The organism is Variovorax sp. GW821-FHT09B05 (assembly GCF_059418265.1).
Genome location: NZ_JBWKPN010000005.1, coordinates 131,096 through 156,228, shown reverse-complemented (window position 1 = coordinate 156,228; position 25,133 = coordinate 131,096). Strand labels below are relative to the sequence as shown.

Here is a 25,133-nt window from a genome sequence, read left to right as displayed (position 1 = left end):
ACATGAGCGCTGAATACGCACTGGAACTCAAGGCGCTGCGAAAGAATTTCGGCAAGACCGAGATCATTCGCGGCGTGGACCTCGCGGTGAAGGCCGGCGAGCGCGTGGCCGTCATCGGGCCGAACGGCGCGGGCAAGTCCACGCTGTTCAACCTGATCAGCGGGCGGCTCGCGCCCACCAGCGGCGAGGTGCTGCTCAACGGGCAGCGCATCGACGGCAAGAAGCCCTACGAGATCAACCGGCTGGGCCTCTCGCGCAGCTTCCAGATCACGAACATCTTCCCCAAGCTCAGCGTGTTCGAGAACCTGCGCTGCGGCGTGCTCTGGAGCCTCGGCTACAAGTACACCTTCCTGCGCTTCCTCTCGAACCTCGACGACGCCAATGCGCGCACCGAGGAGCTGATCCGCCAGATCGGCCTGGAACGCAAGCGCGACGTGCATGCGGTGAACCTCACCTATGCCGAGCAGCGCGCGCTCGAGATCGGCGTGACCATCGCCGGCGGCGCCAACGTGATCCTGCTGGACGAACCCACGGCCGGCATGAGCAAGACCGAGACCTCGCACTTCATCGCGCTGATCAAGCACGTGACCACCGGCAAGACCCTGCTCACGGTGGAGCACGACATGGGCGTGGTGTTCGGCCTGGCCGACAAGATCGCGGTGGTGGTGTACGGCGAGGTGATCGCCTTCGACACGCCCGCGGAGGTGCGCGCCAATGCGCGCGTGCAGGAGGCCTATCTCGGTTCGTCGGTGGCCGATGCACAGGGAGCGGGACACTGAGATGCTGAAGCTTCACGACATCCACGCCTACTACGGCAAGAGCCATGTGCTGCATGGCGTTTCCTTCGACGTGCAGCCCGGCGAGATCGTCGCGCTGCTGGGCCGCAACGGCTCGGGCCGCTCGACCACCGCCAAGGCCATCATGGGCCTGGTGCATGCCGAGGGCACGCTGCGCTGGAAGGAGCAGGACATCCTGCGCAAGAAGGCCTACGAGATCGCCCACCTGGGCATCGGCTACGTGCCCGAGAACCGCGACATCTTCCCCAAGCTCACGGTGCACCAGAACCTGCTCTTGGGGCAGAAGGGCTCGGGCAAGGGCAGCCGCTGGCAGTTCGACGACATGTACGGCATGTTCCCGCGCCTCAAGGAGCGCCAGCACACCGAGGCCGGCGTGCTCTCGGGCGGCGAGCAGCAGATGCTCACGCTGTGCCGCACGCTGATGGGCGACCCCGACCTGATCATCATCGACGAGCCCACCGAGGGCCTGGCGCCGAAGATCGTCGAGCTGGTGGGGCAGTACCTGCGCACGCTCAAGGACAAGGGCATCTCGGTGCTGCTGATCGAGCAGAAGCTCACCATCGCGATGGCGATCTCCGACCGCGCGCTCGTCATGGGCCACGGCAGCATCGTGTTCGACGGCACGCCCGCCAGCCTGCGCGCGGACGGCGCGACGCGCAAGGAATGGCTCGAGGTCTGAGGTAGGCTGTGAAGGCGGATGGCCGGAGCGAAGGGCGCGAAGTCCTTGGCGTCCGGCGTCCGCCTTTGCTCCTTGTCCCTCCAGCGACTGCGTGCCATTGTTGCGCCGCGCCAAAGGCCTAAAATCCCCGGAAAAAGAACACTCGTGCTTTTTCTTTTTTCTCTTCACACACCAAGGAACGCAGCATGACGGCTGAATACAAAGTGCTCGGCGATGTCGCCGTGATCACCCTGACCAATCCCCCGGTCAACGGTCTCGGTTTCTCGACCCGCATCGGCATCACCGACGGCCTGTCGAAGGCCCATGCCGACGATGCCGTCAAGGCCATCGTCATCACCGGCGCCGGCAAGGCGTTCTCGGGTGGCGCCGACATCAAGGAATTCGGCACGCCCAAGGCGCTGCAGGAGCCCAACCTGCTGAGCGTGATCCTCGCGCTCGAAGCCGCCACCAAGCCCATCGTCGCGGCCATCCACTCGGTGTGCATGGGCGGCGGCCTCGAGCTCGCGCTCGGCTGCCACTACCGCGTCGCGGCCCCGGGCACCAACGTCGCGCTGCCCGAAGTCAAGCTGGGCCTGCTGCCCGGCGCCGGCGGCACGCAGCGCCTGCCGCGCGTGCTGGGCGTGGAAACCGCCCTCAACATGATCGTGAGCGGCGAGGCCGTGAAGTCCGAAGTGCTCGCCAGCCTGCCGGGCCAGAAGCTGTTCGACAAGCTCGCCGCCTCGCCCGAGACCGTGTTCGACGAAGCCGTCGAGTTCGCGAAGTCGGTCGCGGCCAAGGGCGGCGACCTGCCGCTGGTGCGCAGCCTGCCGTGCCGCCATCCGCAGGGCGATGCCTACTTCCAGTTCACCAAGAACATGGTCGGCGGCATGTCGAAGAACTACCCGGCGCCGCTCAAGTGCATCGATGCCGTGCAGGCCGCGACCAAGCTCAAGTTCGACGAGGGCATGGCCGAGGAACGCCGCCTGTTCACCGCGCTGATGTTCACGCCCGAGTCGCTGTCGCTGCGCCACCTGTTCATGGCCGAGCGCGCCGCCTCGAAGATTCCCGACGTGCCCGAGGACACGCCCAAGCGCGAGATCAAGTCGGTCGGCGTGATCGGCGCCGGCACCATGGGCGGCGGCATCTCGATGAACTTCCTCAACGCGGGCATCCCCGTGAAGATCCTCGAGATGAAGCAGGAAGCGCTCGATCGCGGCATCGCCACCATCAAGAAGAACTACGAGGCCCAGGTCAAGAAGGGCAAGCTCAAGCAGGACAAGTACGAGCAGCGCATGGCGCTCTTGAGCACCACGCTGAGCTACGACGACCTGAAGGACGCCGACCTGATCATCGAGGCCGTGTTCGAGGAGATCGGCGTCAAGGAGAAGGTCTTCAAGGAACTCGACCGCGTCGCCAAGAAGGGCGCGATCCTGGCCTCGAACACCTCGACGCTCGACGTCGACAAGATCGCATCGTTCACCGAGCGTCCGCAGGACGTGGTCGGCATGCACTTCTTCAGCCCGGCCAACGTGATGAAGCTGCTCGAGGTGGTGCGCGGCAAGCAGACCGCCAAGGACGTGCTCGCCACGGTCATGGCCATCGGCAAGAAGATCAAGAAGACCTCGGTGGTCTCGGGCGTGTGCGACGGCTTCATCGGCAACCGCATGATCGAGCAGTACAGCCGCCAGGCCGGCTTCCTGCTCGACGAGGGCGCGACGCCGCAGCAGGTCGACAAGGCGATCGAGAAGTTCGGCTTCGCGATGGGCCCGTTCCGCATGGGCGACCTGGCCGGCAACGACATCGGCTGGGCGATCCGCAAGCGCCGCGCCGTCGAGCGTGCCGACATGAAGTACAGCCGCACGGCCGACAAGCTCTGCGAACTGGGCCGCTTCGGCCAGAAGACCGGGGCAGGGTGGTACGACTACCAGGCCGGCAAGCGCGATGCGATCCCCTCGGAACTCGTCAACAAGATGATCGAGGACCACCGCAAGGAACTGGGCATCACGCCGCGCAAGATCTCCGACGAGGAAATCGTGCAGCGCCTGGTCTACGCGCTGGTCAACGAAGGCGCGCACATCCTCGAGGACGGCATCGCCTCGAAGTCGGGCGACATCGACATGGTCTACCTCACGGGCTACGGTTTCCCGATCTGGCGCGGCGGCCCGATGCACTACGCCTCGCAGGTCGGCCTGTACAACGTGGCCGAGACCATGAAGCGCTTCGCGAAGAACCCGCGCGACGACGCCGAGTTCTGGCAGCCCGCGGCGCTGATCCAGAAGCTGGTGGCCGAAGGCAAGTCCTTCGGCTGATCGTCCGGGACCGCGACCGCCCATGTTGAAACGCATCCTCCTGGGACTGCTGCTGGCGCTCGTCGCGCTGGCGGCGGTCGTGGCGGTCAAGACCTGGACCACGCCTTCGCGCCAGCTCGCGGTGGCGCCCGCGCCCAAGCTCGACATCGACCTGCAGGCCGCCGCCAAGCGGCTCGCGGGCGCGATCCCGATCCGTACCGTGTCCAGCCTCGACGACCCGGCCGCCAACCTGGCCGAGTTCGACCGGCTGCATGCCTACCTCGAACAGAACTTCCCCAAGGTCCACGCCACCCTCAAGAAGGAAGTGGTGGGCCAGAAGGCGCTGCTCTACACCTGGACCGGCAGCGATGCCGCGGCCAAACCGATCGCGCTGATGGCGCACCAGGACATGGTGCCGATCGCGCCGGGCACCGAGAAGGCCTGGAGCGTCGATCCCTTCGGCGGCGAGATCAAGGACGGCTTCGTCTGGGGCCGCGGCACGCTCGACAACAAGGGCAACCTGTTCGCGCAGATGGAGGCCATCGAGCTGCTGGTCGCCGGCGGCTTCAAGCCCCGGCAGACCATCTACCTCGTGATGGGCGACGACGAGGAGGTCAGCGGCCTGCGCGGCGCGCAGCCGATCGCCGAGCTGCTCAAGTCGCGTGGCGTGAAGCTCGACTGGGTGCTCGACGAGGGCCTGCTGGTGCTCGACGGCGTGCTGCCGGGCCTGAGCAAGCCGGCGGCGCTGATCGGCCTGGCCGAGAAGGGCTACGCCACCTTCTTCCTCTCGCTCGACACCGCGCCCGGCCATTCCTCGATGCCGCCCGCGCACAGCGCGATCGGCAGCATGAGCGCGGCGCTCGCGCGGCTCGAGGCCAACCCGATGCCCGGCGGCATCCAGGGCGTGGCGGGCCAGATGTTCGGCACGCTCGCGCCCGAGATGAGCGGCATCAACCGCGTGATGCTGTCGAACCTCTGGCTCACGGCGCCGCTGGTCGAAGGCCAGCTGCAGAAGAGCCCGAGCAGCAACGCGATGCTGCGCACCACCACCGCGCTGACCATCGTGCGCGCCGGCAACAAGGACAACGTGCTGCCCGGCCGCGCCGAGGCCGCCGTCAATTTCCGCGTGCTGCCCGGCGACACCATCGACAGCGTCGAGGCCCACCTGCGCAAGCAGCTCGGCAACGACGAGATCAAGATCAAGCGCTACCCCGGCAACTCCGAGGCCTCGCCGGTCTCGCCGACCGACAGCACCGGCTACCGCGCGATCGAGCAGGCGGTGCGCCAGTCCTTCCCCGACGCCATCGTCGCGCCCGGCCTCATGACGGCGGCCACCGATTCGCGCCACTTCTCGATCGTGAGCGACGCGGTGTTCCGCTTCTCGCCGTTCCGCATGAAGAACGAGGACCTCGCGCGCTTCCACGGCACCAACGAACGCCTCGCGATCTCGAACTACGGCGAGATGATCGGCTTCTATCACCAGCTCCTGCGCAACACCTCGGCTGCGCAGCCCCAGTAAACCGGCTTCCCCTTCCATCTTCGAAAAGGACCTCACCATGACCAGCGCCGTCATCGTTTCCACCGCCCGCACGCCGCTCGCCAAGAGCTGGAAGGGTGCTTTCAACATGACGCACGGCGCCACGCTCGGCGGCCATGCGGTGCAGCATGCGATTGCCCGCGCCGGCATCGAGGCCGCCGAGGTCGACGACGTGATCATGGGTTGCGCCACGCCCGAAGGCGCGACCGGCTCGAACATCGCGCGCCAGATCGCGCTGCGCGCCGGCTGCCCGATCACCACCTCGGGCATGACCATCAACCGCTTCTGCTCCTCGGGCCTGCAGACCATCGCCACCGCCGCCCAGCGCATCATCGCGGGCGAGGGCGACGTCTACGTGGCCGGCGGCGTCGAGAGCATCTCGTGCGTGCAGAACGAAGCCAACAAGCACATGCTGGCCGACCCCTGGCTCGTGAAGCACAAGCCCGAGATCTACTGGAACATGCTGCAGACGGCCGAGCAGGTCGCCAAGCGCTACAACATCGGCCGTGATGCCATGGACGAGTACGGCGCCGCGAGCCAGCAGAAGGCCACGGCCGCGCTGGAAGCCGGCCGCTTCAAGGACGAGATCGCGCCGATCACCGTGCTGGCCGGCGTGGCCGACCCCGTGATGGGCCTGCGCACCAAGGAAGTCACGATCGAGAACGACGAAGGCATCCGCCCCGGCACCACCAAGGAAGGCATCAGCGGCATCCGCTCGGCCATTCCCGGCGGCCTGATCTCGGCCGGCAACGCCAGCCAGTTCTCGGACGGCGGCGGCGCCTGCGTGGTGGTCGACGAGAAGTACGCCGAGCGCAAGGGCCTGAAGCCGCTGGGCCGCTTCCTGGGCTTCGCGGTGGCGGGCTGCGAGCCCGACGAGATGGGCATCGGCCCCGTCTTCGCGATCCCCAAGGTGCTCAAGCGCCTGGGCCTGACGGTCAACGACATCGACCTGTGGGAGCTCAACGAAGCCTTCGCGGTGCAGGTGATCTACTGCCGCGACAAGCTCGGCATCCCGGCCGATCGCCTCAACGTGGACGGCGGCGCCATCGCCGTGGGCCACCCCTACGGCGTGAGCGGCCAGCGCCTCACGGGCCACGCGCTGATCGAAGGCAAGCGCCGCGGCGCGAAGAAGGTCGTGGTCACGATGTGCATCGGCGGTGGCATGGGTGCCGCGGGCGTGTTCGAGGTGATCTGAGCCTCGTCCTGAACCGCTGAATTCGGACTTCCGAACGCAGAAGTCGCGAAGGTTACGCAGAAGTCGCAGAAGAGAAACCAGAATTTTCATTGGTTTTTCTCTGCGACTTTTTCTTGGCCTTCCGCGCCTTTCGCGCTCGCTGTCCGACCCCGATCCCGCTTTCCTGGAACACACCATGAGCCTGCGTCCCACCCTCGATTTCCTGCTCTACGACTGGCTGCATGCCGAAACGCTGGCCTCGCGCGAACGCTTCGCCGACCACTCGCGCGAGACCTTCGACGCGGTGCTCGACACCTGCGAGCGCATCGCGCGCGAGAAGTACGCGCCGTTCAACCGCACCGTCGACACGCAGGAGCCGCACTTCGACGGCGAGAAGGTGATCCTGCCGCAGGCCACGCACGACGCGCACAAGGCCTTCGTCGAATCGGGAATGATGAGCGCGGCGCAGGACTACGACATCGGTGGCATGCAGCTGCCCTACACGGTGCAGGCCGCGGCCAACAGCTTCTTCGCGATGGCCTCGGTGAGCATCGGCTCGAACATGCTGACCAGCGGCAACGCCAACCTGCTGATGGTGCATGGCACCGAGATGCAGAAGGAGGTGTTCGCCAAGAACGAGTTCTCCGGCCGCTGGGCCGGCACCATGTGCCTGTCGGAGCCGCAGGCCGGCTCCTCGCTGAGCGACGTGGCCACGCGCGCGGTGCCCGATGGCGAGGGCTTCCAGGACGATCCGCTGGGCCCGCGCTACCGGCTCACGGGCAACAAGATGTGGATCTCCTCGGGCGACCACGAGCTGACCGAGAACATCGTGCACATCGTGCTCGCCAAGATTCCCGACGAGAACGGCAAGCTGGTGCCGGGCACGCGCGGCATCTCGCTGTTCATCGTGCCCAAGCGCATGGTGAACACGCAGGGCGAACTCACGGGCGAGCGCAACGACGTGGCGCTCGCGGGCCTCAACCACAAGCTGGGCTGGCGCGGCACCACCAACACGCTGCTGAACTTCGGCGAGGGCAAGTACCCGGTCGGCGGCAAGGCCGGCGCGGTGGGCTACCTGGTCGGCGCGCCCGGCAAGGGCCTGCACTGCATGTTCCACATGATGAACGAGGCGCGCATCGGCGTCGGCACCGCCGCCACCATGCTCGGCATGGCCGGCTATCACGCCTCGCTCGACTACGCGAAGAGCCGGCCGCAGGGCCGCCTCGTGAAGAAGCCCGAGGGCGGCGAGGCCAAGGTGGTCAAGGACTCGGCCGGCCCGCAGGTGCGCATCATCGAGCACGCCGACGTGCGCCGCATGCTGCTGGCGCAGAAGGCCTATTGCGAGGGCGCGCTGGCGCTCGAGCTCTACTGCGCGCGGCTGGTCGACGAGCAGAAGACCGGCGACGAGCAGGCCGCCGACGAGGCGCGGCTGCTGCTCGAAGTGCTGACCCCGATCGCCAAGAGCTGGCCCAGCGAATGGTGCCTCGAGGCCAACTCGCTCGCGATCCAGGTCCATGGCGGCTACGGCTACACGCGCGACTTCCCGGTCGAGCAGTACTGGCGCGACAACCGCCTCAACATGATCCACGAGGGCACGCACGGCATCCAGGCGGCCGACCTGCTGGGCCGCAAGGTGCTGATGGAGAAGGGCCGCGGCCTGCAGCTGCTGGCGGGCCGCATCACCGAGACCATCGGCCGCGCCGCCAAGGCGCCCGCGCTGGCCGCCCATGCCAAGGCGCTGGGCGAGGCGCTGCAGCGCGTGGGCAGCGCCACCGAGGCCGCCTGGTCCACCGGCGACCCGGCCGAGGCGCTGGTGAACGCGGTGCCGTACATGCAGGCCTTCGGCCACACGGTGCTGGCCTGGCTGTGGCTCGACGTGGCGCAGCGCGCGCTCGAACTCGACCCGGCGCAGGCCGCGCCCGCGACTGCTGGCAAGATGGCGGCCGCGCGCTATTTCTTCCACTACGAGCTGCCCAAGAACGGCGCCTGGCTCAACGTGGTCGAGAGCCGCGATCCGACCTGTACCGCCTTGCCCGAAGAGGCATTCTGATGCCCGCCATTGCCATGACCCCTCCCACTCCCGCCAAGCCACCGAAACCGCATGCCACGCTCGAGAAGTGGATCTGGATCCTGATCTACGGCGGCCTGTTCCTCGTCATCCTCGGCATCGCCACCGGCCGCACCGAGCCGGCCACCGGCTGGGCCATGGCCGTGCCCGGCGGCATCGCGACCGCCGTGGGCTTCGTGCTGATCTACGTGCGCTCGCGCATGAACGACAAGTAAGGACCAAGGCCATGCTCAGGCACATCGTGATGTGGAAGTTCAAGGCGCACGCCGAGGGCGCCGACAAGGCCGCCAACCTCGCCAAGGCCAAGGCGCTGCTCGAGGCCTGCGCGACGCTGTCGCCGGGCACCGTGCGCTTCGAGGTCGCGCTGGCCCAGCCGGGCCTGGAAGCCACCTACGACCTGATCCTCAATTCGGAATTCACCGACGCCGCCGCGCTCGCGGCCTATGCCGAGCATCCGCAGCACGTCGCGCTCAAGCCCTTCATCGGCGCCGTGCGCGAAGCGCGCCAGTGCATGGACTACGAGCTCTGACGCCCCCCGAACACCACCGACACCCGGAGACATCTTCATGACCGCACGCACCACCCAGCAACTGTTCGACCTCCGCGGCAAGACCGCGCTCATCACCGGCGGCTCGCGCGGCCTGGGCCTGCAGATGGCCCACGCGCTCGGCGAGGCCGGCGCGAAGATCATGCTGAGCTCGCGCAAGGCCGACGACCTCGAGCAGGCCGCGGCCGAGCTGCAGGCCGCCGGCATCGACGCGCGCTGGATCGCCGCCGACTGCGCGAAGGAAGAAGACACCCGCCGCCTGGCCGAGGAAACGCTGCAGCGCCTGGGCGCGATCGACATCCTCGTGAACAACGCCGGCGCGAGCTGGGGTTCGCCGGCCGAGAGCCATCCGGTCGAGGCCTGGGACAAGGTGATGAACCTCAACGTGCGCGGCTATTTCATCCTGTCGCAGCACGTTGCCAACCAGTACATGATCCCGAAGAAGAGCGGCCGCATCATCAACATCGCCTCGATCGCGGGCCTCAACGGCAACCCGCCCGAGATGCAGACCCTGGCCTACAACACCTCCAAGACCGCGGTCATCGGCTTCACGCGCACGCTGGCGGCCGAATGGGGCAAGTACAACATCACCGTCAACGCGATCTGCCCGGGCTTCTTCATGACGAAGATGGCGGCCGGCCTGATCAAGTCGCTGGGCGAGGAGAAGATGGCCGCGCAGGCGCCGCTGGGCCGCCTGGGCGACGACGAAGACCTCAAGGGCCTGACGCTGCTGTACGCGAGCGATGCCGGCAAGCACATCACCGGCCAGTGGCTGGCCGTCGACGGCGGCGTGAGCGTGGTTCTCGGCGCTGCGTGAACACGTTCTGAAGCAATGACCCAAGACTCCGACGACATCAACATCCGCTCGTACACGAGCCAGATCCCGTTCGCGCGCCACCTGGGCTTCGAGCTCGTGAAGTTCGAGAACGGCGAATCCGAGATCCGCTACACGGCCAAGCCCGAGCATCTCAACACCTTCGACGTGACGCACGGTGGCGCCTGCATGACCTTGCTCGACATCACCATGGCCGCGGCCGCGCGCAGCGTGACGCCCGAGACCGGCGTGGTCACGATCGAGATGAAGACCAGCTTCATGCAGCCCTCGGTCGGCCCGCTGCACGCACGCGGCACGCTGATCCACCGCACCGCCACGCTGGCCTTCACCGAGGCCAAGATCTACGACGAGCAGGAGCGCGTGTGCGCCCATGCCACCGGCACCTTCAAGTACGTAAAGCGCCGGCTGCCGACCGGCCCGGCGAGCGCCAACGCGATGCGCCCGCCGTCGACCGACTGACCGCGAACAGTCCAAGGGCGGCGGACCTCGTTCCGCCGCCACAGTCCCAAGGCGCCTCGCGCGCCGCCATCCAGTTTCCAGGAGACACGACCATGCCGACCAACAAGCAGCAGATCCTCGACAACCGCCCCGAGGGCGAAGCCGTCGCGAGCAACTTCAAGCTCGTGACCGCGCAAACCCCGGCACTCCAGGACAACCAGGTGCTGGTGCGCCACCACTACATGAGCCTCGACCCCTACATGCGCGGGCGCATGAACGACGCCAAGAGCTATGCCCAGCCGCAGCCGCTGGGCCAGGTGATGCAGGGCGGCACCGTGGGCGAGGTGGTCGAGAGCAAGCATCCGAAGTACGCCGTGGGCGACAAGGTGGTGGGCTTCGGCGGCTGGCAGGAGTACAGCGTGGTCGATGCCTCGCAGCCCGGTGCGCTCAAGAAGGTAGACACCACCCACGTGCCGCTGTCGCACTACCTGGGCGCGGTCGGCATGCCGGGCGTGACCGCCTGGTACGGGCTGGTCAAGATCATCGCGCCCAAGGCCGGCGAGACCGTGGTCATCACGGCCGCCAGCGGTGCCGTGGGCAGCGCCTTCGGCGCGCTGGCCAAGGCGCGCGGCTGCCGCGTGGTGGGCATCGCGGGCGGGCCCGACAAGTGCAAGTACGTGACCGACGAACTCGGCTTCGACGCCTGCATCGACTACCGCCAGCATCCCGACGTCAAGACCATGAGCGCGGCGCTCAAGGAAGCCTGCCCGAACGGCATCGACGGCTATTTCGAGAACGTCGGCGGCTACATCTTCGACGCCGTGCTGCTGCGCACCAACGCCTTCGCGCGCGTGGCGCTGTGCGGCATGATCGCGGGCTACGACGGCCAGCCGCTGCCGCTCGCGAACCCCGCGCTGATCCTGATCAACCGGCTCAAGGTCGAGGGCTTCATCGTCAGCGAGCACATGGAGGTGTGGCCCGAGGCGCTGGCCGAGCTCGGCGCGCTGGTGGGCAGCGGCAAGCTCAAGCCGCGCGAGTCGATCGCGCAGGGCATCGAGGCCGCGCCCGAGGCCTTCCTGGGCCTGCTCAAGGGCCGCAACTTCGGCAAGCAGCTGGTCAAGCTGATCTGAGAGAAGAGAACGCGAAGGAGCCGGCCATGGACGCGACCCACGAGGTATTCAACCAGCCGGCGCCACTGGCCGGCTACAACCTCTTCGACACCAACCGGCCCCTGCGCGATGCGTTGAATTTCAATGCGCCGCAGCTGCCGACGGAGTCGCTGCGGCAACTGGGCGAAACGCTGGGCTCGGCCGACATGCAGACGCAGGCGCGGCTGGCCAACGTGCACACGCCCGAGCTGCACACGCACGACCGTTTCGGTCGGCGCATCGACGAGGTCGAGTTCCATCCGAGCTACCACCTGCTGATGAAGGCGGCCGTGGGCGCGGGCCTGCACGGCACGCCGTGGCGCGCCGAGCCCGGCGCGGCCGCGTCGCCCCATGTGCTGCGCGCCGCGGGCTTCATGCTCTTCACCGAGCTCGAGCCCTCGATGCTGTGCCCGATCTCGATGACCTACGCGGCCACGCCCGCGCTGCGCGACAACGCGGCCGTGCATGCCGACTGGGGCGCGAAGCTCGGCAGCCTCGTCTACGACCCCGCGCTCAAGCCGGTGGCCGACAAGGCCGGCGTGACCATGGGCATGGGCATGACCGAGAAGCAGGGCGGCTCCGACGTGCGGGCCAACACCACGAAGGCGGTGCGCGCGGACAGCGATGGCTGGGGCGAGCGCTACGAGATCACGGGCCACAAGTGGTTCTTCTCGGCGCCGATGTGCGATGCCTTCCTGGTGCTGGCGCAGGCGCCGGCCGGACTCAGCTGCTTCTTCCTGCCGCGCGTGTTGCCCGACGGCACGCGCAACGCGATCCGCATCCAGCGCCTGAAGGACAAGCTCGGCAACAAGGCCAACGCCAGTTCCGAGGTCGAGTTCCACGGCGCCAGCGCCTGGCTGGTGGGCGAGGAGGGCCGCGGCATTCCGCAGATCCTCGAGATGGGCACGATGACGCGGCTGGACTGCGCGCTCGGCACCAGCGGGCTGATGCGCCAGGCCCTCGCGCTGGCTTTGAACCACACGGCGCAGCGCAGCGCCTTCGGCAAGCCGCTGATCGCGCAGCCGCTGATGCAGAACGTGCTGGCCGACATGGCGCTCGAGAGCGAGGCCGCCACCGCGCTCGCGATCCGCCTCGCGCGCGCCTTCGACCGGCCCGCCGACGAGCACGAGCGGCTGATGGCGCGGCTCTTGACGCCGGTCGCCAAGTTCTGGATCTGCAAGCGCGGCAGCCTGCTGGGCCAGGAGGCGATGGAATGCCTGGGCGGCAACGGCTACGTGGAGGAGGGCGGCGAGGGCGTGATGGCGCGCGTCTACCGCGAGATGCCGCTCAACTCGATCTGGGAGGGCGCGGGCAACATCATGGCGCTCGACCTGCTGCGCGGCCTGCGCAAGGGCGACGCGGTGGCGGCGCTGGCGCACGAACTGGCGCCCGCGCGCGGCCAGCATGCGGCGCTCGACCGCCTGGCCGACGCGCTGCCCGCGCGCATCGAGGCGATGGCCTCCGAGGTCGAGGCGCGTCGTCTGGCACAGGACGTGGCGCTGGCCGTGCAGGCTTCGCTGCTCGCGCAAACCGCGCCGCCGGCCGTGGTGGGCGCGTTCTGCGCCTCGCGCCTCGGCGGCGACTGGGGCCATGCCTTCGGCACGCTGGGCGCGGGCACCGATTTCGATGCGATCGTGCGGCGCGCGCAGCCGGTCTAGAAGAACACTGTCTCCCTCTCACAAGGAAAAACCACGATGGCCGATCTGATCCTGCACCACTACGCGACCTCGCCCTTCTCGGAGAAGGTGCGCTTGATCCTCGGCGCCAAGCAGCTGCCGTGGAAGTCGGTCTTCATCCCGCCGATCATGCCCAAGCCCGACGTGGAGGTGCTCACGGGCGGCTACCGCAAGACGCCGTTCCTGCAGATCGGCGCCGACATCTACTGCGACAGCGCGCTGATCGCCGACGTGCTCGAGCACCTGCAGCCCGCGCCCACGCTGTACCCCGAGCCCGAGAAGGGCATGTCGCGCATCCTCGCGCAGTGGGCCGACACCACCCTGTTCTGGGCCGCGATGGCCTGGAACCTGCAGCCCAAGGGCGCGGCCGAGGTGTTCGCCAAGGCGCCGCCCGAGGCCGCCAAGGCCTTCGGCGAGGACCGCGCGAAGATGAGCGCCGGCAACATGACGCGGCTGCGCCCGGGCGATGCCACCAGCGCCTACAAGTCCTATCTGCGCCGGCTGTCCGACATGCTCGACGACAAGCCCTTCCTGCTCGGCGAGGTGCCCAGCATCGCCGACTTCGCGGCCTACCACCCGCTCTGGTATACGCGCCGCATCGAGGCGGTGAAGGGCATCCTCGACCTCACGCCCGCGGTGGTCGACTGGATGAACCGCATGGCGGCCATCGGCCATGGCACGCCCGACAAGTTCGGCGCCGACGAAGCCATCGCCGTGGCCAAGGCCGCGACCCCGCATTCGCTGCTGACCGACAGCACCTTCCAGGACGACCACGGCATTCCGCTGGGCAGCGCCGTCACCCTGCGCGCGGAGAGCTTCGGGCTCGAGGAAACGCCGGGCACCCTGGTGGCGGCCACGCGCACCCACTACACGCTGGAGCGCAACGGCGAGCGCACGGGGCGGGTGCATGTGCACTTTCCGCGCATCGGCTATGTGCTGAAGAAGGCCGAGGCCTGAAGAAAACGCCGGGCCGGTGATCGCCGACCCGGCGATCCCGCTCAGTTCACCGTGTGCGAGCCCAGCCCGTCCGAGGTGTCGATGGGCAGGGGGACGGCGGGGCCCCATTGCTCCGCGGGATCGAAGGGCAGCAGCGGATTCCGGTCGCCGGCCTTGACCTCGGGCTTGCGGCGCAGCGTCTGGTTCAGCGTGCTGATGGCGCCGCTCTTCCACTCGTTGCCGGGGTCCACGCCGACCTGGCCGATGCGGTCGATGACCGTGCCCGACTTCTCGATCGTCAGCGCATCGTCGCCGTTGTAGTTGACCACGCTGCTGACGATCGAGCCCGCGGGCTTGAAGGGGGCCGTGGCGCCGCTGTTCGAGAGCACCAGCGTCGCGCCCGCGGCCAGCGTGCCGCTGAGCACCTGCGTGTTGGTCGCCGTGCTCGCGCCGTTCGAGTACAGCTTGACGGTGTAGAGGCTCAGGTCCAGCGCCGCCGCGGTCGGGTTGTAGAGCTCGATCGCCTTGTTGTTCGAGCTGCCCTCGATGTACTCGCTGAAGAACAGGTCGGGCGGGCCGGGCGGAACCACCACGATCTTGCTGACGGCGACGCTGCCGGAGCGCGTGGCGGTCTGGCCCGCCGAGTTGGTCAGCGTGATCACGACCTCGAAGCTGCCCGCGGCCGCGTAGGTGTGCGTCACCGTGCCCGCGCCCGGCGCGGTCGTCGCGGCGCTGCCGTCGCCCCAGTCGACCGAGAGCGAGGTCAAGGTGGCGGTGCCGCCGGGCAGGGCTTCCGTGATCGTCACGCCGTAGCTTTCGCCGGCCTTGGCGGTCGCGGGGATCGTGCCGCCGAGGATCGGCAGCGTCACGGCCGCATCGGCCGCGAGGTTCAGCCCCACCAGCACCGGGTCATGGTCCGAGGCGCGGAACGGCGTGGGCGCGTAACGGTCGTCGGTCGTGAAGTCGGTGTTGTAGTCGAGCGCGGTCGGCTCGTCGGCATTGATGTGCCACACGCCCACGCCCGCGACCTGCGTGGCCAGCGAGCCCGAGGCATAGGCATGGTCGAGCGCGCCGGTCTCGCCGCCGAACACGTAGGTGTAGCGGTCGTTGGCGGGCATGCGCTTGAGCAGGCTCTCGTTGCCGGCCGACTCGAGCACCTTGGTCGGGTCCTCGAGCAGGTAGCTGTTGAAGTCGCCCATCATCAGCACGTCGGCTTCGCCCTGCGCCTTGAGCTTGGCGACGAAGCTGTTGAGCGCCGTCGCCTGCCTGGTGCGCGCGAGGTTGAAGCAGCCCTGGCCCAGGTCGATGTCGCCGGTGCCCGGGCAGCTGCCCTTGCTCTTCAGGTGGTTGACCACGAACCAGAAGCCGCCGTGGTTGCCCACCGCGCTGAAGCGCTGCGCCAGTGGCGGCCGGCCGCTGGGCGCGACGTAGTCCGTGAGGTCGGTGCCGGTGGGGAACACCAGGCCGCCGACGCGCTGCACCTTCGCGGGCTTGTAGAGGATGTCGACCTTGATCGCGTCGGTGCCGAAGCTGCCGCTGCGCACCGAGGCGTAGGTGCCCGCACCGAGCTTCGCGTTGAGCGCGGCCACGAGGTTGTCGGTCGCCACGTCGGTGTTCTGGATCTCCATCAGCCCGATCACGTCGGCATCGAGGCCCGCGATGGCGGCCACGATCTTGGCCTGCTGGCGGTCGAACTCGGAGCGGTTGTTGGCGCCGCGGCAGTTGCCCGCGCTCGGGGCCTCGCTGCCGAGCGTGCAGCCCTGGCCGGTCTGGCCCGCGGCGTTCTCGCCGTTCTGGAAGGTGGTGAAGTAGTTCAGCACGTTGAGGCTCGCGACCTTCAGCGCACCGCCGACCGCGGGCGCGGTGGCCGGGCGCGGATTGGCCTGCGCGAAGCTGGTCGCCTCGGTCGGCTGGATCCGGTAGGCCGCGAAGTTGTGGCTCAGGATGCCCGTGACCTTCTGCGTCGTGTCGCCCATGCGGCGCGTGCCGTCGGTGCCGGCCGCGCTCAGGTAGGGGATGGGGTTCGGGTTCTGGCGCGAGCCGCCGTCGTCGAGCACGATGCGCGCGAGCAGGTTCTGTTCGTGCGTGGTGGTCGCGTTGCCGTTGGTGGGATTGAACTGGCGCCCGTTGAGCGCCAGCACCAGCTGGCCGTAGCGGCCCAGCTCGAACAGCTCCGACACGGCCAGCGGCTGCGCGATCTCGACCAGCATGCCTTCGTAGCGCTCGAGTGTGGACTCGTCGGCCACGGGCAGCGTGATCGGCGTCGGCGCGATCGCGAGGCCCGAGCCGCAGATGGAGACGGCCACGGGCTTGTCGCTGCTGCCCGCGATCTGCGTGATGCTGTCGGGCTTGGCACCGGCGCCCGCGGTCTGGCCGAACTCGGTGACCGTGCCCGAGACCTGCACGTAGTCGCCGACCGCCACGCGCGTGGCGTTGGCCGGTGCGTAGACGAAGAGGCCCTCGGAGGTCAGCGGATCGGCATCGGGCACCAGCGACTGCACGAAGAAGCCGTTGAGCCGGGGATCGCCGGTGCCGGTGGCCTGGAAGTCGCCGACCACCACGCCGCGCACGGTCACGGCCTGCTCGGCCATCGGGCTCAGGTGGCCCGTGCCCTGCACGGCGGGAATGGCCGCGAGCGGCGCATCGGCCGGAATCGCGGCGGCGCAGGTCGGTGCCGGCGGCGGCGGTTGCACGGGCGGTGGCGCGGTGTCGGTGGGCGGCGGGGGAACGAAGGGGAAGACGGCACCGCCGCCACCTCCGCCACCGCATGCCGTCAACGCGACGACCGCCGCGAGTACCAAAGTTCTGAGTTGCCAGGTCGGCCTCGGCGCTGCATGGATCATGGGAAATTTCCTGGATCGATGAAGGTCCGGCGAGCGGGCTGCGGCGGGTTATAGGCAGCTTGTATGTAGCTTCGGAGACATCCTTCGGCCCTGTCGGCCCATGCGTAAACCAAAGGCTTCGCGCTGCGTCGCACGAACGACAGCCGCGTGCGCGCCGACGCGCTCTAATGCTCGGCGCAGAGCCATTCCAAAGGAACGTATCCAATGATTCAGGACTTCAAGGGCAAGACCGCCGTGCTCACCGGCGCGGGCTCGGGCTTCGGACTCGAATGCGCGCGCATCGGCGCGGCGCGCGGTATGAACCTCGTGCTGGTCGACGTGCAGCAGGACGCACTCGACAAGGCGAAGGCCGAGATGGAAGCGGCCGGCGCGCAGGTGCTGGCGCGCAAGGTCGACGTGTCGGACGCGGCGCAGATGGAAGCGCTGGCCGCCGCGGTCAAGGAGCGCTTCGGCGCGCCGCACTTCGTCTTCAACAACGCCGGCGTGGGCGCGGGCGGCCTGGTGTGGGAGAACACCGTGGCCGACTGGGACTGGGTGCTCGGCGTCGACCTCTGGGGCGTGATCCACGGCGTGCGCCTGTTCGTGCCGATGATGCTCGAGGCCGCCGCCAAGGACCCCTCGTACCGCGGCCACGTGACCAACACCGCGAGCATGGCCGGCCTGCTGACGCCGCCGAACATGGGCATCTACAACGCCGCCAAGGCCGCGGTCGTGAGCCTCACCGAAACCATGTACCAGGACCTGAACCTGGTCACCGACCAGATCGGCGCCAGCCTGCTGTGCCCGTACTTCGTGCCCACCGGCATCACCAGCAGCGAACGCAACCGGCCCGATGCGCCCAAGCAGAGCGAGCTCACCAAGAGCCAGCTGATCGGCCAGGCCATGAGCAACAAGGCGGTGAGCAGCGGCAAGATCACCGCGGCCGAGGTCGCGGCCAAGGTCTTCGAGGCGATCAGCGACAACCAGTTCTACGTCTTCAGCCATCCGAAGGCGCTGGGCAACGTGCGCAGCCGCATGGAGAACATCGTCTCGATCACCAATCCCGCGGATCCCTTCCTCGAGCGGCCCGAGATCGGCGCCAAGCTGCGCGAGCAGCTGCGCGCGCCCTGAAGCTCAGGCCGCGGCCTGCCGCAGCGCCACCGCCACCAGCACGGCCGACGACAGCGTGGCCGCGGCGGTGCGCACGCTGTTCCACAGAGTCCAGGTCCGCAGGTAGCTGTTCCACAGCGTCTCGGTGGGCGCGGCGGCCAGCTGGTCGTTGAGCGGCACGTTGAAGACCATGGTCACGCCGAAGCAGCCGAGCACGTAGAGCAGGGCGCCCAGCAGCACCAGCTGCGAGTCGGTCTGCGCGATCGAGAACAGCGACCAGATGGCAAGCCCGATGCCGAGCACGGCCGTGCCCATGAACAGCGCCATGAAGCTCGGCGTGATCACCGTCACGTTGATCGCGTTCATCGCGCGCATGCCCTCGGCCCCCGGCACGCGCGCCAGCGCGGCCATGATGAAGGACGAGAACGCGTAGAACATGCCGGCGACGAGCGCGCTCGACAGCGCGCCGGCCAGCACCAGCACGGTCAGCAGCTTGCCGCTCACGATGCGGCTCCCCAGACGCCGGTGGGCGCGGTGCGCGCGAGGTAGTCGGCGAAGTTGCGCGGCGGCCGGCCCAGCGCGCGCTGCACGCCGTCGGCCACCGGCGTGTTGCGGCCGTCGAGCACGGTCTTGAACAGGTAGATCACGAGCCACGCGAGATCGGGCGGCAGGCCGGCCTGGCCCAGCGCGGCGGCGTAGTCGTCCATGGTCACGATGCGGCAGCCGATGCCGCGCTGCGCGGCCTGGCCGATGCGGCGGATCGCCTCGGGGAAGTCCAGCGCCTCGGGCCCGGTCAGTTCGTAGAGCTGGCCGCCATGGCGCCCGCCCTCGGGATCGAGCAGCGCGGCGACCGCGATCTCGGCGATGTCGTCGGCATCGACGAAGGGCTCGGGCGCGAGGCCCTCGGGCAGCGTGATCTCGCCGGCGACGATCTCCTCGAGAAAGTAGTTCTCGCTGAAGTTCTGGAAGAACCAGCTCGCGCGCACGATGGTCCAGTCGAGCGCGGTGGCGCGCAGCGCGTTCTCGGCGTCCTCGGCCTCGGGTTCGCCGCGGCCCGACAGCAGCACGGTCTTGCGCACGCCGGCCTTGGCGACCGCCTGGTAGAAGTCGCTCACGGTCTCGACCGCGCCGGGCACGCAGAGGTCGGGCTGGTAGGCGATGTAGACGGCGCTCACGCCCTCGAGCGCCGGGCCCCAGGTGGCGCGGTCGTTCCAGTCGAAGGCGGGGCGGGCGTTGCGCGAGCCGGCGCGCACCGCATGGCCGGCGGCCTGCAGCAGGGCCATGACGCGCGCGCCGGTCTTGCCGTGGGCGCCCAGGACGAGGATGGGACGTGCATCGTCCCGCGTCTGGACTTTGGTCTGATCGATTGCCATCTCGGACTCCTTGGGTTAATGTGAGGACTGCTCACGTAAAAAATGATATTCCCTCACATTTCGAGCGTCAACCGTTTTTTCGAGTCCGATCCGCCATGAACTCCATCGCCACCGCCTCGGCCGCCCGCAAGAACCCCACGCAGGAGCGCAGCAAGGCGCGGGTCGAGCTGATCCTCGAATGCGCCTCGGCGCTGATCGAGCGCGGCGGCAGCGACTCGCTGAAGATGAGCGAGGTGGCCGCGCGCGCCGGCATCTCGATCGGCTCGCTCTACCAGTACTTCCCCGACAAGAGCGCGCTGATCCGCGTGCTGGCCGAGCGCATCAACCTGCACAGCCGCGGCTGCATCGAGGAGGGCCTGCGCGAGGTGCACGACCTCGCGAGCCTGCGGCTGGCCTTCTCGGCGCTGGTCGACCGCTATTTCGAGATCGTCAGCGCGCGCCCCGTGATGCGCGACATCTGGAGCGGCATGCAGGCCGACCGGCAACTGCTCGGGCTGCAGATCGCCGAGAGCCGCATCGCCGGCGGCATGCTGGCCGAGGCCATGCGCAAGGTGCTCGGCGATGCCGATCCGCAGCGCGGCGCGCAGATCGAGCAGTCGGCCTTCCTGATCTGGGAGCTGGGCGAGGCCACGATCCGCCTCGCGATCGGCGTGGCGAGCGAGGAGGGCGCGGCGCTGGTCGCGGCCTACAAGCGCATGGCGCTGCGCGAGATCGCCGAGCCCTTCGAGGACTGATCAGCCAGCCGGCTGTGCTTGCGACGCGATCCAGTCCCAGACCGCGCGCACCGCCGGCTCGTCCTCGCGCCCGTTCGCGGTAGCCAGGAAGTAGCGCCCGGTATCGAGCGCCGGCCCGAAGGGCTGGACCAGCGCGCCGCTGCGCAGCTCCTCGGCCGCGAGCGTGAGGCTCAGCAGCGCCACGCCATGGCCGCCGAGCGCGGCCAGGATCGCATGGGTCTCGTCGGAGAACGAGAGCTCGGCCTCCGGCGCCTCCTTGGCCGCCTGCTTCGCGGAGCGCCCGCGCGGCGGCGCCATGCCCGCTTCCTCGAACCAGCGCGGCCACAACGCCGGCGCATGGGCCTGCGGCTGCCAGTCGCAATGGATCAGCCGGTGCCGCGGCAGGTCCTCCACGCGCGCCAGGCCCAGCATCGGGCTGCACAGCGGCGCGTAGCGCTCGGGCATCAGCGCGCGCGCCGCCAGGCCCGGCCAGCGGCCGCTGCCCAGGCGCACCGCGATGTCCGCTTCGCCGCGCGCCAGGTCGACCACCGTGTCGCTCGCATGCAGCCTGAGCTCGATGCCCGGGCAGGCCGCGCGGAAGGCCGCCATGCGCGGGATCACCCAGCGCGCGGCGAAGGCGGTGTTGGTGCTCAGCGTCACGGCCTGGGTGGCGGCCGGCCGGCGCAGCCGCTCGACGCCGGCCTCGAGCGCGTCGAAGCCCTGGCGCAGGTCCTCGAACAGCCGCTCGCCCGCGGGCGTGAGCGCCAGTTGCCGCGTGAGCCGGCGAAACAGCGGCTGGCCCAGCGTGTCCTCGAGCGCGCGCACCTGGTGGCTGATGGCCGAGGGCGTGACCGACAGCTCGCGCGCCGCGCGCAGGAAGCTGCCATGCGCCGCCGCGGCCTCGAAGGCGCGCAGCGCGAGCAGCGGCGGCAATCGCCTGGGCGCCCTGACAGATGAATCTGGCTCGTTCATTGAAGGAAAAACGATCGTTTGTGAAGTGGCGTCGAGGCCCATAGATTCTCCATACGCCTCGGCCGATCGCCATTCTGGCATCGCGAGACGAAAGACATCCATTCACTCATCTCAAGGACCCCAGACCATGTCCCTCCGACTGCTCCACATCGACACCAGCGCCCGAGCGGGCCGTTCCGGCACCGATCCCCATGGCTCCCACTCGCGCCGGCTGTCGGCCCGCTTCGTCGAGCGCTGGCATGCGCTGCGGCCCGGCGACGCGGTCGAGCACCTCGACGTCGGCCAGCAGCCGCCGGGCTTCGTCGATGGGCGCTGGATCCATGCCGCCTTCACCGCACCCGAGCAGCGCGAGCCATGGATGACCGAGCGCCTGGCCGAGAGCGACCGCCTGGTCGACCAGCTGCTGGCGGCCGACCTCGTGGTGGTCGGCCTGCCCATGTACAACTTCGGCGTGCCGGCGCAGTTCAAGGCCTGGATCGACAACGTCGTGCGCGTGGGCCGCACCTTCGGCTTCGACCGCGCGCGCGGCGCCGTGCCGTACTGGCCGATGCTGCCGCCCGGCAAGCGGCTGGTGCTGCTGGGCGCGCGCGGCGACCACGGCTATGGCCCGGGCGGCCGCATCGCGCACATGAACCATGCCGAGACGATGGTGCGCACGGCCTTCTCGTACATCGGCCTGACCGAGGTGCACGAGGCCGCGGCCGAGGGCGACGAGTTCGGCGGCGCGCTGCTGGCCGACTCGCTGGCCCGGGCCGAGGCCGAGGTCGACGCGCTGGTGGATGCGCTGGCCGGCGCGGTGACGGCGCCGGCGGCCGGGCAGCCGCTCGTTGCCGTTTGACGGGAGGGCGCGGCGGCTGCATCCGTTCGGGCCGCCGCCGCGTATGGGGAAGCGGAGGTGTATGACGTTTCTCACCTTCCGCTGACCGACGAACGCACCGATACTCGCCCCAGGTCGCATGAGCCGGCACGGAACCCCGGCGCGCCACTGGCCTTCCCATCTCATTCATGACCCCTTCGCGACCGTTCCATCGCCGCTTCGGACTCCATACCCGCGTCAGCCTCGGCGTCGCCGCCGTGGTGCTGGCCGCGACCGTCGCGATCGCGATGGTCGCGCTGCAACTGGTGCGCGGCAGCCTGCGGGCCTCGATCACCGGCGAGCAGTTCGCGCGTGTTTCCTCGATCGCCACCGGCGTCGACCAGAAATTCGGCAGCCGCCGCATCCTGCTGCAGACCTTCGTCGACAGCGTGGAGGCGCAGAACTTCCAGGACGGCCGGCCGCTGCAGGCCTTCCTCGAGCGCCACAAGTCGCTGCGCCTGGCCTTCGACAACGTGGCCTTCCTCGACCTCGACGGCAACCTGGTGGCCAACCTCAGCAACGCCAGCCAGGTCGGCACCATCAACATCCGCGATCGCGCCTACTTCCAGCAGACGGTGCAGTCGGGGCTGGGCCTGATCTCGCGGCCCTACCGCAACCGGTTGAACGGGCTGGCGCAGATCGCCATCACCGAGCCGGTGCTCGACGCGCAGGGCAAGGTGCGCTTCGTGATCTCGGGTGCCATCAACCTCAAGGACCGCAACATCCTCGGCGACCTGGCCGACGTGCGCTTCGGCAAGACCGGCTACCTGTTCATCCTCACGGCCGACGGCGTGGTGGTCGATCATCCCGACGCGGCGCGCATCCTGAACCGGCTGCCGACCGAGAACGGCGCCAACCCCGAGATCCGGCGCGCGATCGCGGGCTTCGAGGGCACCAGCGAGGGCATCGACGAATCGGGCGTGCGCGGCCTGTTCGCGTTCCAGCGCACCGACCAGACCAACTGGATCGTCGGCGCCATGTACCCGAGCGACGAGGCCTTCGCGCGCATCGATGCGATCGAGCGCGTGGCGCTGGGCGGCGGGCTGGTGGCGGCGCTGCTCGCGGGCGCGCTCGCGCTGGGCTTCGTGCGGCGGCGCCTGACGCCGCTGGCCGCGCTGCACGGCCGCATGCAGTCGGCGCAGGATCCGGCCGCCGGCGTGCCCGAGCCGCCGGCCAGCTACGCGCAGGACGAGATCGGCGAGCTCGCGCGCAGCTTCGACCAGCTGATGGCGCAGCAGCGCGCGAGCGAGCAGCTGCTGGCGCGCTCCGAGGCCCAGGTGCGCACCATCGCCGACAACATCCCGGCGCTGGTCTCGCACGTCGATGCGGCGCTGCGCTACACCTTCGTCAATGCGCACGTGAAGGCGATGCACGACGACGGCGAGCTCGTCGGCCGCCCGATGCCCGAGGCGCGCGGCGCCGAGGACTTCGCGGTCGTCGCGCCGTACTACGAGCGCGCGCTGCGCGGCGAGACCGTGATCATCGAGAAGGCCGGCAACCCGGCGCGCGGCGTCGGCGACCGCACCTACAAGGCCCACTACATCCCCGACCGCGACACCGAGGGCGTGGTGCGCGGCGTGTTCGCGATGACCTTCGACATCACCGACGAGGTCAACGTGCGCAAGGCGCTGACCGAGCAGGAGCGCCGGCTGCGCGACGTGACCAACAGCATCCCGGCGCTGGTCGGCTACTTCGACCGCGAGGAGAACTGCCTGTTCGCCAACAGCCGCGCGCGGCGCCTGGCCGACCTGTTCGATGGCCCGCTCGCGGGCGTGAGCCTGCGCTCCTCACTCGGCGATGCGGTGTACGCGCAGATCCGGCCGCACCTGCCCTCGGTGCTGGCCGGCAAGAACGCGCACTTCCCGGTCGACGCGCCGATCCAGGGCAGCGACGGCCATTTCCAGACCCACCTGATCTCCGACATCAACCTCGAGGGCGAGGTGCTGGGCTTCTACCTGATGGCCTTCAACATCACGGCGCTGAAGGAGGCCGAGCTGCGCGCCGCCGAGAGCGAGCTGCGGCTGCGCGCCATCACCAACAGCATGCCGGCGCTGATCACCTACATCGACCGCGAGGAGCGCATCACCTTCGCCAACGCCACCAGCCACGAATGGCTGGGCCTCGGGCCCGCGCAGGTGGAAGGGCGCCATCTCGAGGAGGTGGCGGGCCGCGAGGTCTACCTGTCGCGCCGCCCGATGCTGGCGCGCGCGCTGGCCGGCGAGAAGGTGGAGTTCGAGGCGCGCACGCAGCGCGCGGGCTACGACCGCGTGACGCAGGTGATCTACGTGCCCGACACCCGCAGCGACGGCAGTACGCACGGCATCTTCTCGCTGGCGCTCGACATCACGGCGCTCAAGCTGGTGGAGCGCCAGCTGATCGAGCTCGCGCGCATCGATACCCTGACCGGCCTGCCGAACCGGCTGGCCTTCAACGAGTTCCTGCCCGACGCGGTGCTGCGAGGGCGCATCACCGGCCATTCGCTGGCTGTGATGTTCCTCGACATCGACCGCTTCAAGGCCATCAACGACACGCTGGGCCATGCGGTGGGCGACGCGGTGCTGGCCGAGTACGCGCGCCGGCTCAAGGCCTGCGTGCGCGCCAGCGACATGGCGGCGCGGCTGGCCGGCGACGAGTTCGTGCTGGTGATCGAGAACCTCAAGCAGCGCGAGGCGGTCGCGGCCGTGGCCTCGAAGATCGTGGCGCAGATCAACCATCCGGCCTTCCGCGTCGACGGCCAGCGCATCGAGGTCGCGACCAGCATCGGCATCGCCTTCCACGGCCCGGCCGAGTCGGCCGTCACGGCGGCCGAGCTGCTGGCGCGCGCCGATGCCGCGCTCTACGCCGCCAAGGCCGCGGGCCGCAACCGCTATGCCTTCTTCGTGCCGGGCGAGGGCAGCCAGGGCAAGGCGGCCTTCCCGCAGTCGCCGCCGTCTTTCCTCGAGCCGCCCGAAGGCGAAGGCTGAACCTTGGGGCAGGGCGCCCGCCGACTTGCCTGATCCTGCGAAGAGTCCGAGCGGCGGACAGGGGCTCGTGATGGCTATAGCATGCAGCCCTTCGCAATCCGTGCCCGTGCCCCGTGCGCTTCCCGCGCCCCGATGTGCCCCGACGCACCGCGCTCCCCTGGAAGTCCCGCGTGACACCCGAAGCCCCACCCACCAAGACCACCCACCGCCCGCTGGTCATCG

General features: G+C 69.1%; 20 protein-coding genes and 1 pseudogene. 17 read left to right on the top strand and 4 right to left on the bottom strand.

Features of this window, described 5'->3' with window-relative positions; translation table 11 throughout:
* The first annotated feature begins 2 nt into the window (after positions 1 to 2).
* The 13 genes and pseudogenes from AC07RM_RS15015 (at position 3) to AC07RM_RS14955 (ending at position 14,123) form a co-directional block, all read left to right on the top strand.
* On the top strand, positions 3 to 779 hold the full coding sequence (locus AC07RM_RS15015) for an ABC transporter ATP-binding protein (protein ID WP_093342089.1): 777 nt from the start codon (positions 3 to 5) through the stop codon (positions 777 to 779).
* A gap of 1 nt (position 780) precedes the next feature.
* Positions 781 to 1,476 carry an ABC transporter ATP-binding protein gene (locus tag AC07RM_RS15010; RefSeq protein WP_203201078.1) on the top strand — a complete coding sequence of 232 codons (696 nt, stop codon included), beginning with the start codon at positions 781 to 783 and terminating at the stop codon, positions 1,474 to 1,476.
* A gap of 185 nt (positions 1,477 to 1,661) precedes the next feature.
* A complete protein-coding gene (locus AC07RM_RS15005) occupies positions 1,662 to 3,764 on the top strand; it encodes a 3-hydroxyacyl-CoA dehydrogenase NAD-binding domain-containing protein (protein ID WP_431509033.1) in 2,103 nt (700 codons plus the stop codon).
* A gap of 1 nt (position 3,765) precedes the next feature.
* A pseudogene (locus tag AC07RM_RS15000) lies at positions 3,766 to 5,262 on the top strand (M20 family peptidase); the annotation flags it as partial.
* Between the two features lie 37 nt (positions 5,263 to 5,299).
* Positions 5,300 to 6,475 (top strand): acetyl-CoA C-acyltransferase, encoded by a 1,176-nt coding sequence (locus tag AC07RM_RS14995; RefSeq protein ID WP_495335060.1) that lies wholly within the window; start codon positions 5,300 to 5,302, stop codon positions 6,473 to 6,475.
* A 175-nt stretch (positions 6,476 to 6,650) separates the two neighbouring features.
* Positions 6,651 to 8,504 carry an acyl-CoA dehydrogenase gene (locus AC07RM_RS14990; RefSeq protein ID WP_495335059.1) on the top strand — a complete coding sequence of 618 codons (1,854 nt, stop codon included), beginning with the start codon at positions 6,651 to 6,653 and terminating at the stop codon, positions 8,502 to 8,504.
* The gene (locus tag AC07RM_RS14985; protein ID WP_093342080.1) at positions 8,504 to 8,737 is read left to right on the top strand and encodes a hypothetical protein; all 234 of its coding nucleotides are present in this window, start codon (positions 8,504 to 8,506) and stop codon (positions 8,735 to 8,737) included. Before AC07RM_RS14990 ends, AC07RM_RS14985 begins: the two co-directional genes overlap by 1 nt.
* Positions 8,738 to 8,748: 11 nt before the next feature.
* Positions 8,749 to 9,051, top strand: coding sequence for a Dabb family protein (locus tag AC07RM_RS14980; RefSeq protein WP_093342078.1), 303 nt, complete (start codon positions 8,749 to 8,751; stop codon positions 9,049 to 9,051).
* Between the two features lie 37 nt (positions 9,052 to 9,088).
* Positions 9,089 to 9,886: an SDR family oxidoreductase gene (locus tag AC07RM_RS14975; protein WP_093342076.1), complete on the top strand. Its 798-nt coding sequence runs from the start codon at positions 9,089 to 9,091 to the stop codon at positions 9,884 to 9,886.
* 15 nt (positions 9,887 to 9,901) lie between these two features.
* Positions 9,902 to 10,363, top strand: a complete 462-nt coding sequence (locus AC07RM_RS14970; protein ID WP_093342075.1) for a PaaI family thioesterase — start codon at positions 9,902 to 9,904, stop codon at positions 10,361 to 10,363.
* A gap of 92 nt (positions 10,364 to 10,455) precedes the next feature.
* The gene (locus AC07RM_RS14965) at positions 10,456 to 11,472 is read left to right on the top strand and encodes an NADP-dependent oxidoreductase (RefSeq protein ID WP_261205663.1); all 1,017 of its coding nucleotides are present in this window, start codon (positions 10,456 to 10,458) and stop codon (positions 11,470 to 11,472) included.
* 26 nt (positions 11,473 to 11,498) lie between these two features.
* Complete coding sequence (locus tag AC07RM_RS14960) at positions 11,499 to 13,148, top strand: isovaleryl-CoA dehydrogenase (protein WP_495335058.1); 1,650 nt, start codon at positions 11,499 to 11,501, stop codon at positions 13,146 to 13,148.
* 36 nt (positions 13,149 to 13,184) lie between these two features.
* The gene (locus AC07RM_RS14955; protein WP_093342070.1) at positions 13,185 to 14,123 is read left to right on the top strand and encodes a glutathione S-transferase family protein; all 939 of its coding nucleotides are present in this window, start codon (positions 13,185 to 13,187) and stop codon (positions 14,121 to 14,123) included.
* Between the two features lie 41 nt (positions 14,124 to 14,164).
* Here AC07RM_RS14955 and AC07RM_RS14950 read toward each other — a convergent pair whose 3' ends face one another.
* Positions 14,165 to 16,945 carry an ExeM/NucH family extracellular endonuclease gene (locus tag AC07RM_RS14950; protein WP_495335057.1) on the bottom strand — a complete coding sequence of 927 codons (2,781 nt, stop codon included), beginning with the start codon at positions 16,943 to 16,945 and terminating at the stop codon, positions 14,165 to 14,167.
* A gap of 204 nt (positions 16,946 to 17,149) precedes the next feature.
* On the opposite strand from AC07RM_RS14950, the gene AC07RM_RS14945 reads away from it, so the two are divergent.
* On the top strand, positions 17,150 to 18,055 hold the full coding sequence (locus AC07RM_RS14945) for an SDR family oxidoreductase (RefSeq protein ID WP_093342066.1): 906 nt from the start codon (positions 17,150 to 17,152) through the stop codon (positions 18,053 to 18,055).
* 3 nt (positions 18,056 to 18,058) lie between these two features.
* Here the strand turns inward: AC07RM_RS14945 and AC07RM_RS14940 are convergent, their stop codons facing one another.
* On the bottom strand, positions 18,059 to 18,538 hold the full coding sequence (locus AC07RM_RS14940) for an anthrone oxygenase family protein (protein WP_495335056.1): 480 nt from the start codon (positions 18,536 to 18,538) through the stop codon (positions 18,059 to 18,061).
* Positions 18,535 to 19,407, bottom strand: a complete 873-nt coding sequence (locus tag AC07RM_RS14935) for a Rossmann-fold NAD(P)-binding domain-containing protein (RefSeq protein ID WP_495335055.1) — start codon at positions 19,405 to 19,407, stop codon at positions 18,535 to 18,537. Before AC07RM_RS14935 ends, AC07RM_RS14940 begins: the two co-directional genes overlap by 4 nt.
* A gap of 95 nt (positions 19,408 to 19,502) precedes the next feature.
* On the opposite strand from AC07RM_RS14935, the gene AC07RM_RS14930 reads away from it, so the two are divergent.
* Entirely contained in the window at positions 19,503 to 20,141 is a 639-nt protein-coding gene (locus tag AC07RM_RS14930) for a TetR/AcrR family transcriptional regulator (RefSeq protein WP_495335054.1), read from the top strand.
* Here AC07RM_RS14930 and AC07RM_RS14925 read toward each other — a convergent pair whose 3' ends face one another.
* Positions 20,142 to 21,092, bottom strand: coding sequence for a LysR substrate-binding domain-containing protein (locus AC07RM_RS14925; protein WP_398497694.1), 951 nt, complete (start codon positions 21,090 to 21,092; stop codon positions 20,142 to 20,144).
* A 127-nt stretch (positions 21,093 to 21,219) separates the two neighbouring features.
* On the opposite strand from AC07RM_RS14925, the gene AC07RM_RS14920 reads away from it, so the two are divergent.
* Positions 21,220 to 21,930 (top strand): FMN-dependent NADH-azoreductase, encoded by a 711-nt coding sequence (locus AC07RM_RS14920; protein ID WP_495335053.1) that lies wholly within the window; start codon positions 21,220 to 21,222, stop codon positions 21,928 to 21,930.
* Between the two features lie 167 nt (positions 21,931 to 22,097).
* Positions 22,098 to 24,911 carry a sensor domain-containing diguanylate cyclase gene (locus tag AC07RM_RS14915; protein WP_093342058.1) on the top strand — a complete coding sequence of 938 codons (2,814 nt, stop codon included), beginning with the start codon at positions 22,098 to 22,100 and terminating at the stop codon, positions 24,909 to 24,911.
* Positions 24,912 to 25,133 lie beyond the last annotated feature (222 nt).

What these genes read in the sequence shown, in the direction of transcription:
- AC07RM_RS14925 (WP_398497694.1), bottom strand. Translation starts at nt 21,092, where the DNA reads ATGAACGAGCCAGATTCATCTGTCAGGGCGCCCAGGCGATTGCCGCCG.
- AC07RM_RS14955 (WP_093342070.1), top strand. Translation starts at nt 13,185, where the DNA reads ATGGCCGATCTGATCCTGCACCACTACGCGACCTCGCCCTTCTCGGAG.
- AC07RM_RS14970 (WP_093342075.1), top strand. Translation starts at nt 9,902, where the DNA reads ATGACCCAAGACTCCGACGACATCAACATCCGCTCGTACACGAGCCAG.
- AC07RM_RS14995 (WP_495335060.1), top strand. Translation starts at nt 5,300, where the DNA reads ATGACCAGCGCCGTCATCGTTTCCACCGCCCGCACGCCGCTCGCCAAG.
- AC07RM_RS14935 (WP_495335055.1), bottom strand. Translation starts at nt 19,407, where the DNA reads ATGGCAATCGATCAGACCAAAGTCCAGACGCGGGACGATGCACGTCCC.
- AC07RM_RS14950 (WP_495335057.1), bottom strand. Translation starts at nt 16,945, where the DNA reads ATGATCCATGCAGCGCCGAGGCCGACCTGGCAACTCAGAACTTTGGTA.
- AC07RM_RS14965 (WP_261205663.1), top strand. Translation starts at nt 10,456, where the DNA reads ATGCCGACCAACAAGCAGCAGATCCTCGACAACCGCCCCGAGGGCGAA.
- AC07RM_RS15015 (WP_093342089.1), top strand. Translation starts at nt 3, where the DNA reads ATGAGCGCTGAATACGCACTGGAACTCAAGGCGCTGCGAAAGAATTTC.
- AC07RM_RS14980 (WP_093342078.1), top strand. Translation starts at nt 8,749, where the DNA reads ATGCTCAGGCACATCGTGATGTGGAAGTTCAAGGCGCACGCCGAGGGC.
- AC07RM_RS14920 (WP_495335053.1), top strand. Translation starts at nt 21,220, where the DNA reads ATGTCCCTCCGACTGCTCCACATCGACACCAGCGCCCGAGCGGGCCGT.
- AC07RM_RS15010 (WP_203201078.1), top strand. Translation starts at nt 781, where the DNA reads ATGCTGAAGCTTCACGACATCCACGCCTACTACGGCAAGAGCCATGTG.
- AC07RM_RS14990 (WP_495335059.1), top strand. Translation starts at nt 6,651, where the DNA reads ATGAGCCTGCGTCCCACCCTCGATTTCCTGCTCTACGACTGGCTGCAT.
- AC07RM_RS14915 (WP_093342058.1), top strand. Translation starts at nt 22,098, where the DNA reads ATGACCCCTTCGCGACCGTTCCATCGCCGCTTCGGACTCCATACCCGC.
- AC07RM_RS14975 (WP_093342076.1), top strand. Translation starts at nt 9,089, where the DNA reads ATGACCGCACGCACCACCCAGCAACTGTTCGACCTCCGCGGCAAGACC.
- AC07RM_RS14945 (WP_093342066.1), top strand. Translation starts at nt 17,150, where the DNA reads ATGATTCAGGACTTCAAGGGCAAGACCGCCGTGCTCACCGGCGCGGGC.
- AC07RM_RS14960 (WP_495335058.1), top strand. Translation starts at nt 11,499, where the DNA reads ATGGACGCGACCCACGAGGTATTCAACCAGCCGGCGCCACTGGCCGGC.
- AC07RM_RS14985 (WP_093342080.1), top strand. Translation starts at nt 8,504, where the DNA reads ATGCCCGCCATTGCCATGACCCCTCCCACTCCCGCCAAGCCACCGAAA.
- AC07RM_RS15005 (WP_431509033.1), top strand. Translation starts at nt 1,662, where the DNA reads ATGACGGCTGAATACAAAGTGCTCGGCGATGTCGCCGTGATCACCCTG.
- AC07RM_RS14930 (WP_495335054.1), top strand. Translation starts at nt 19,503, where the DNA reads ATGAACTCCATCGCCACCGCCTCGGCCGCCCGCAAGAACCCCACGCAG.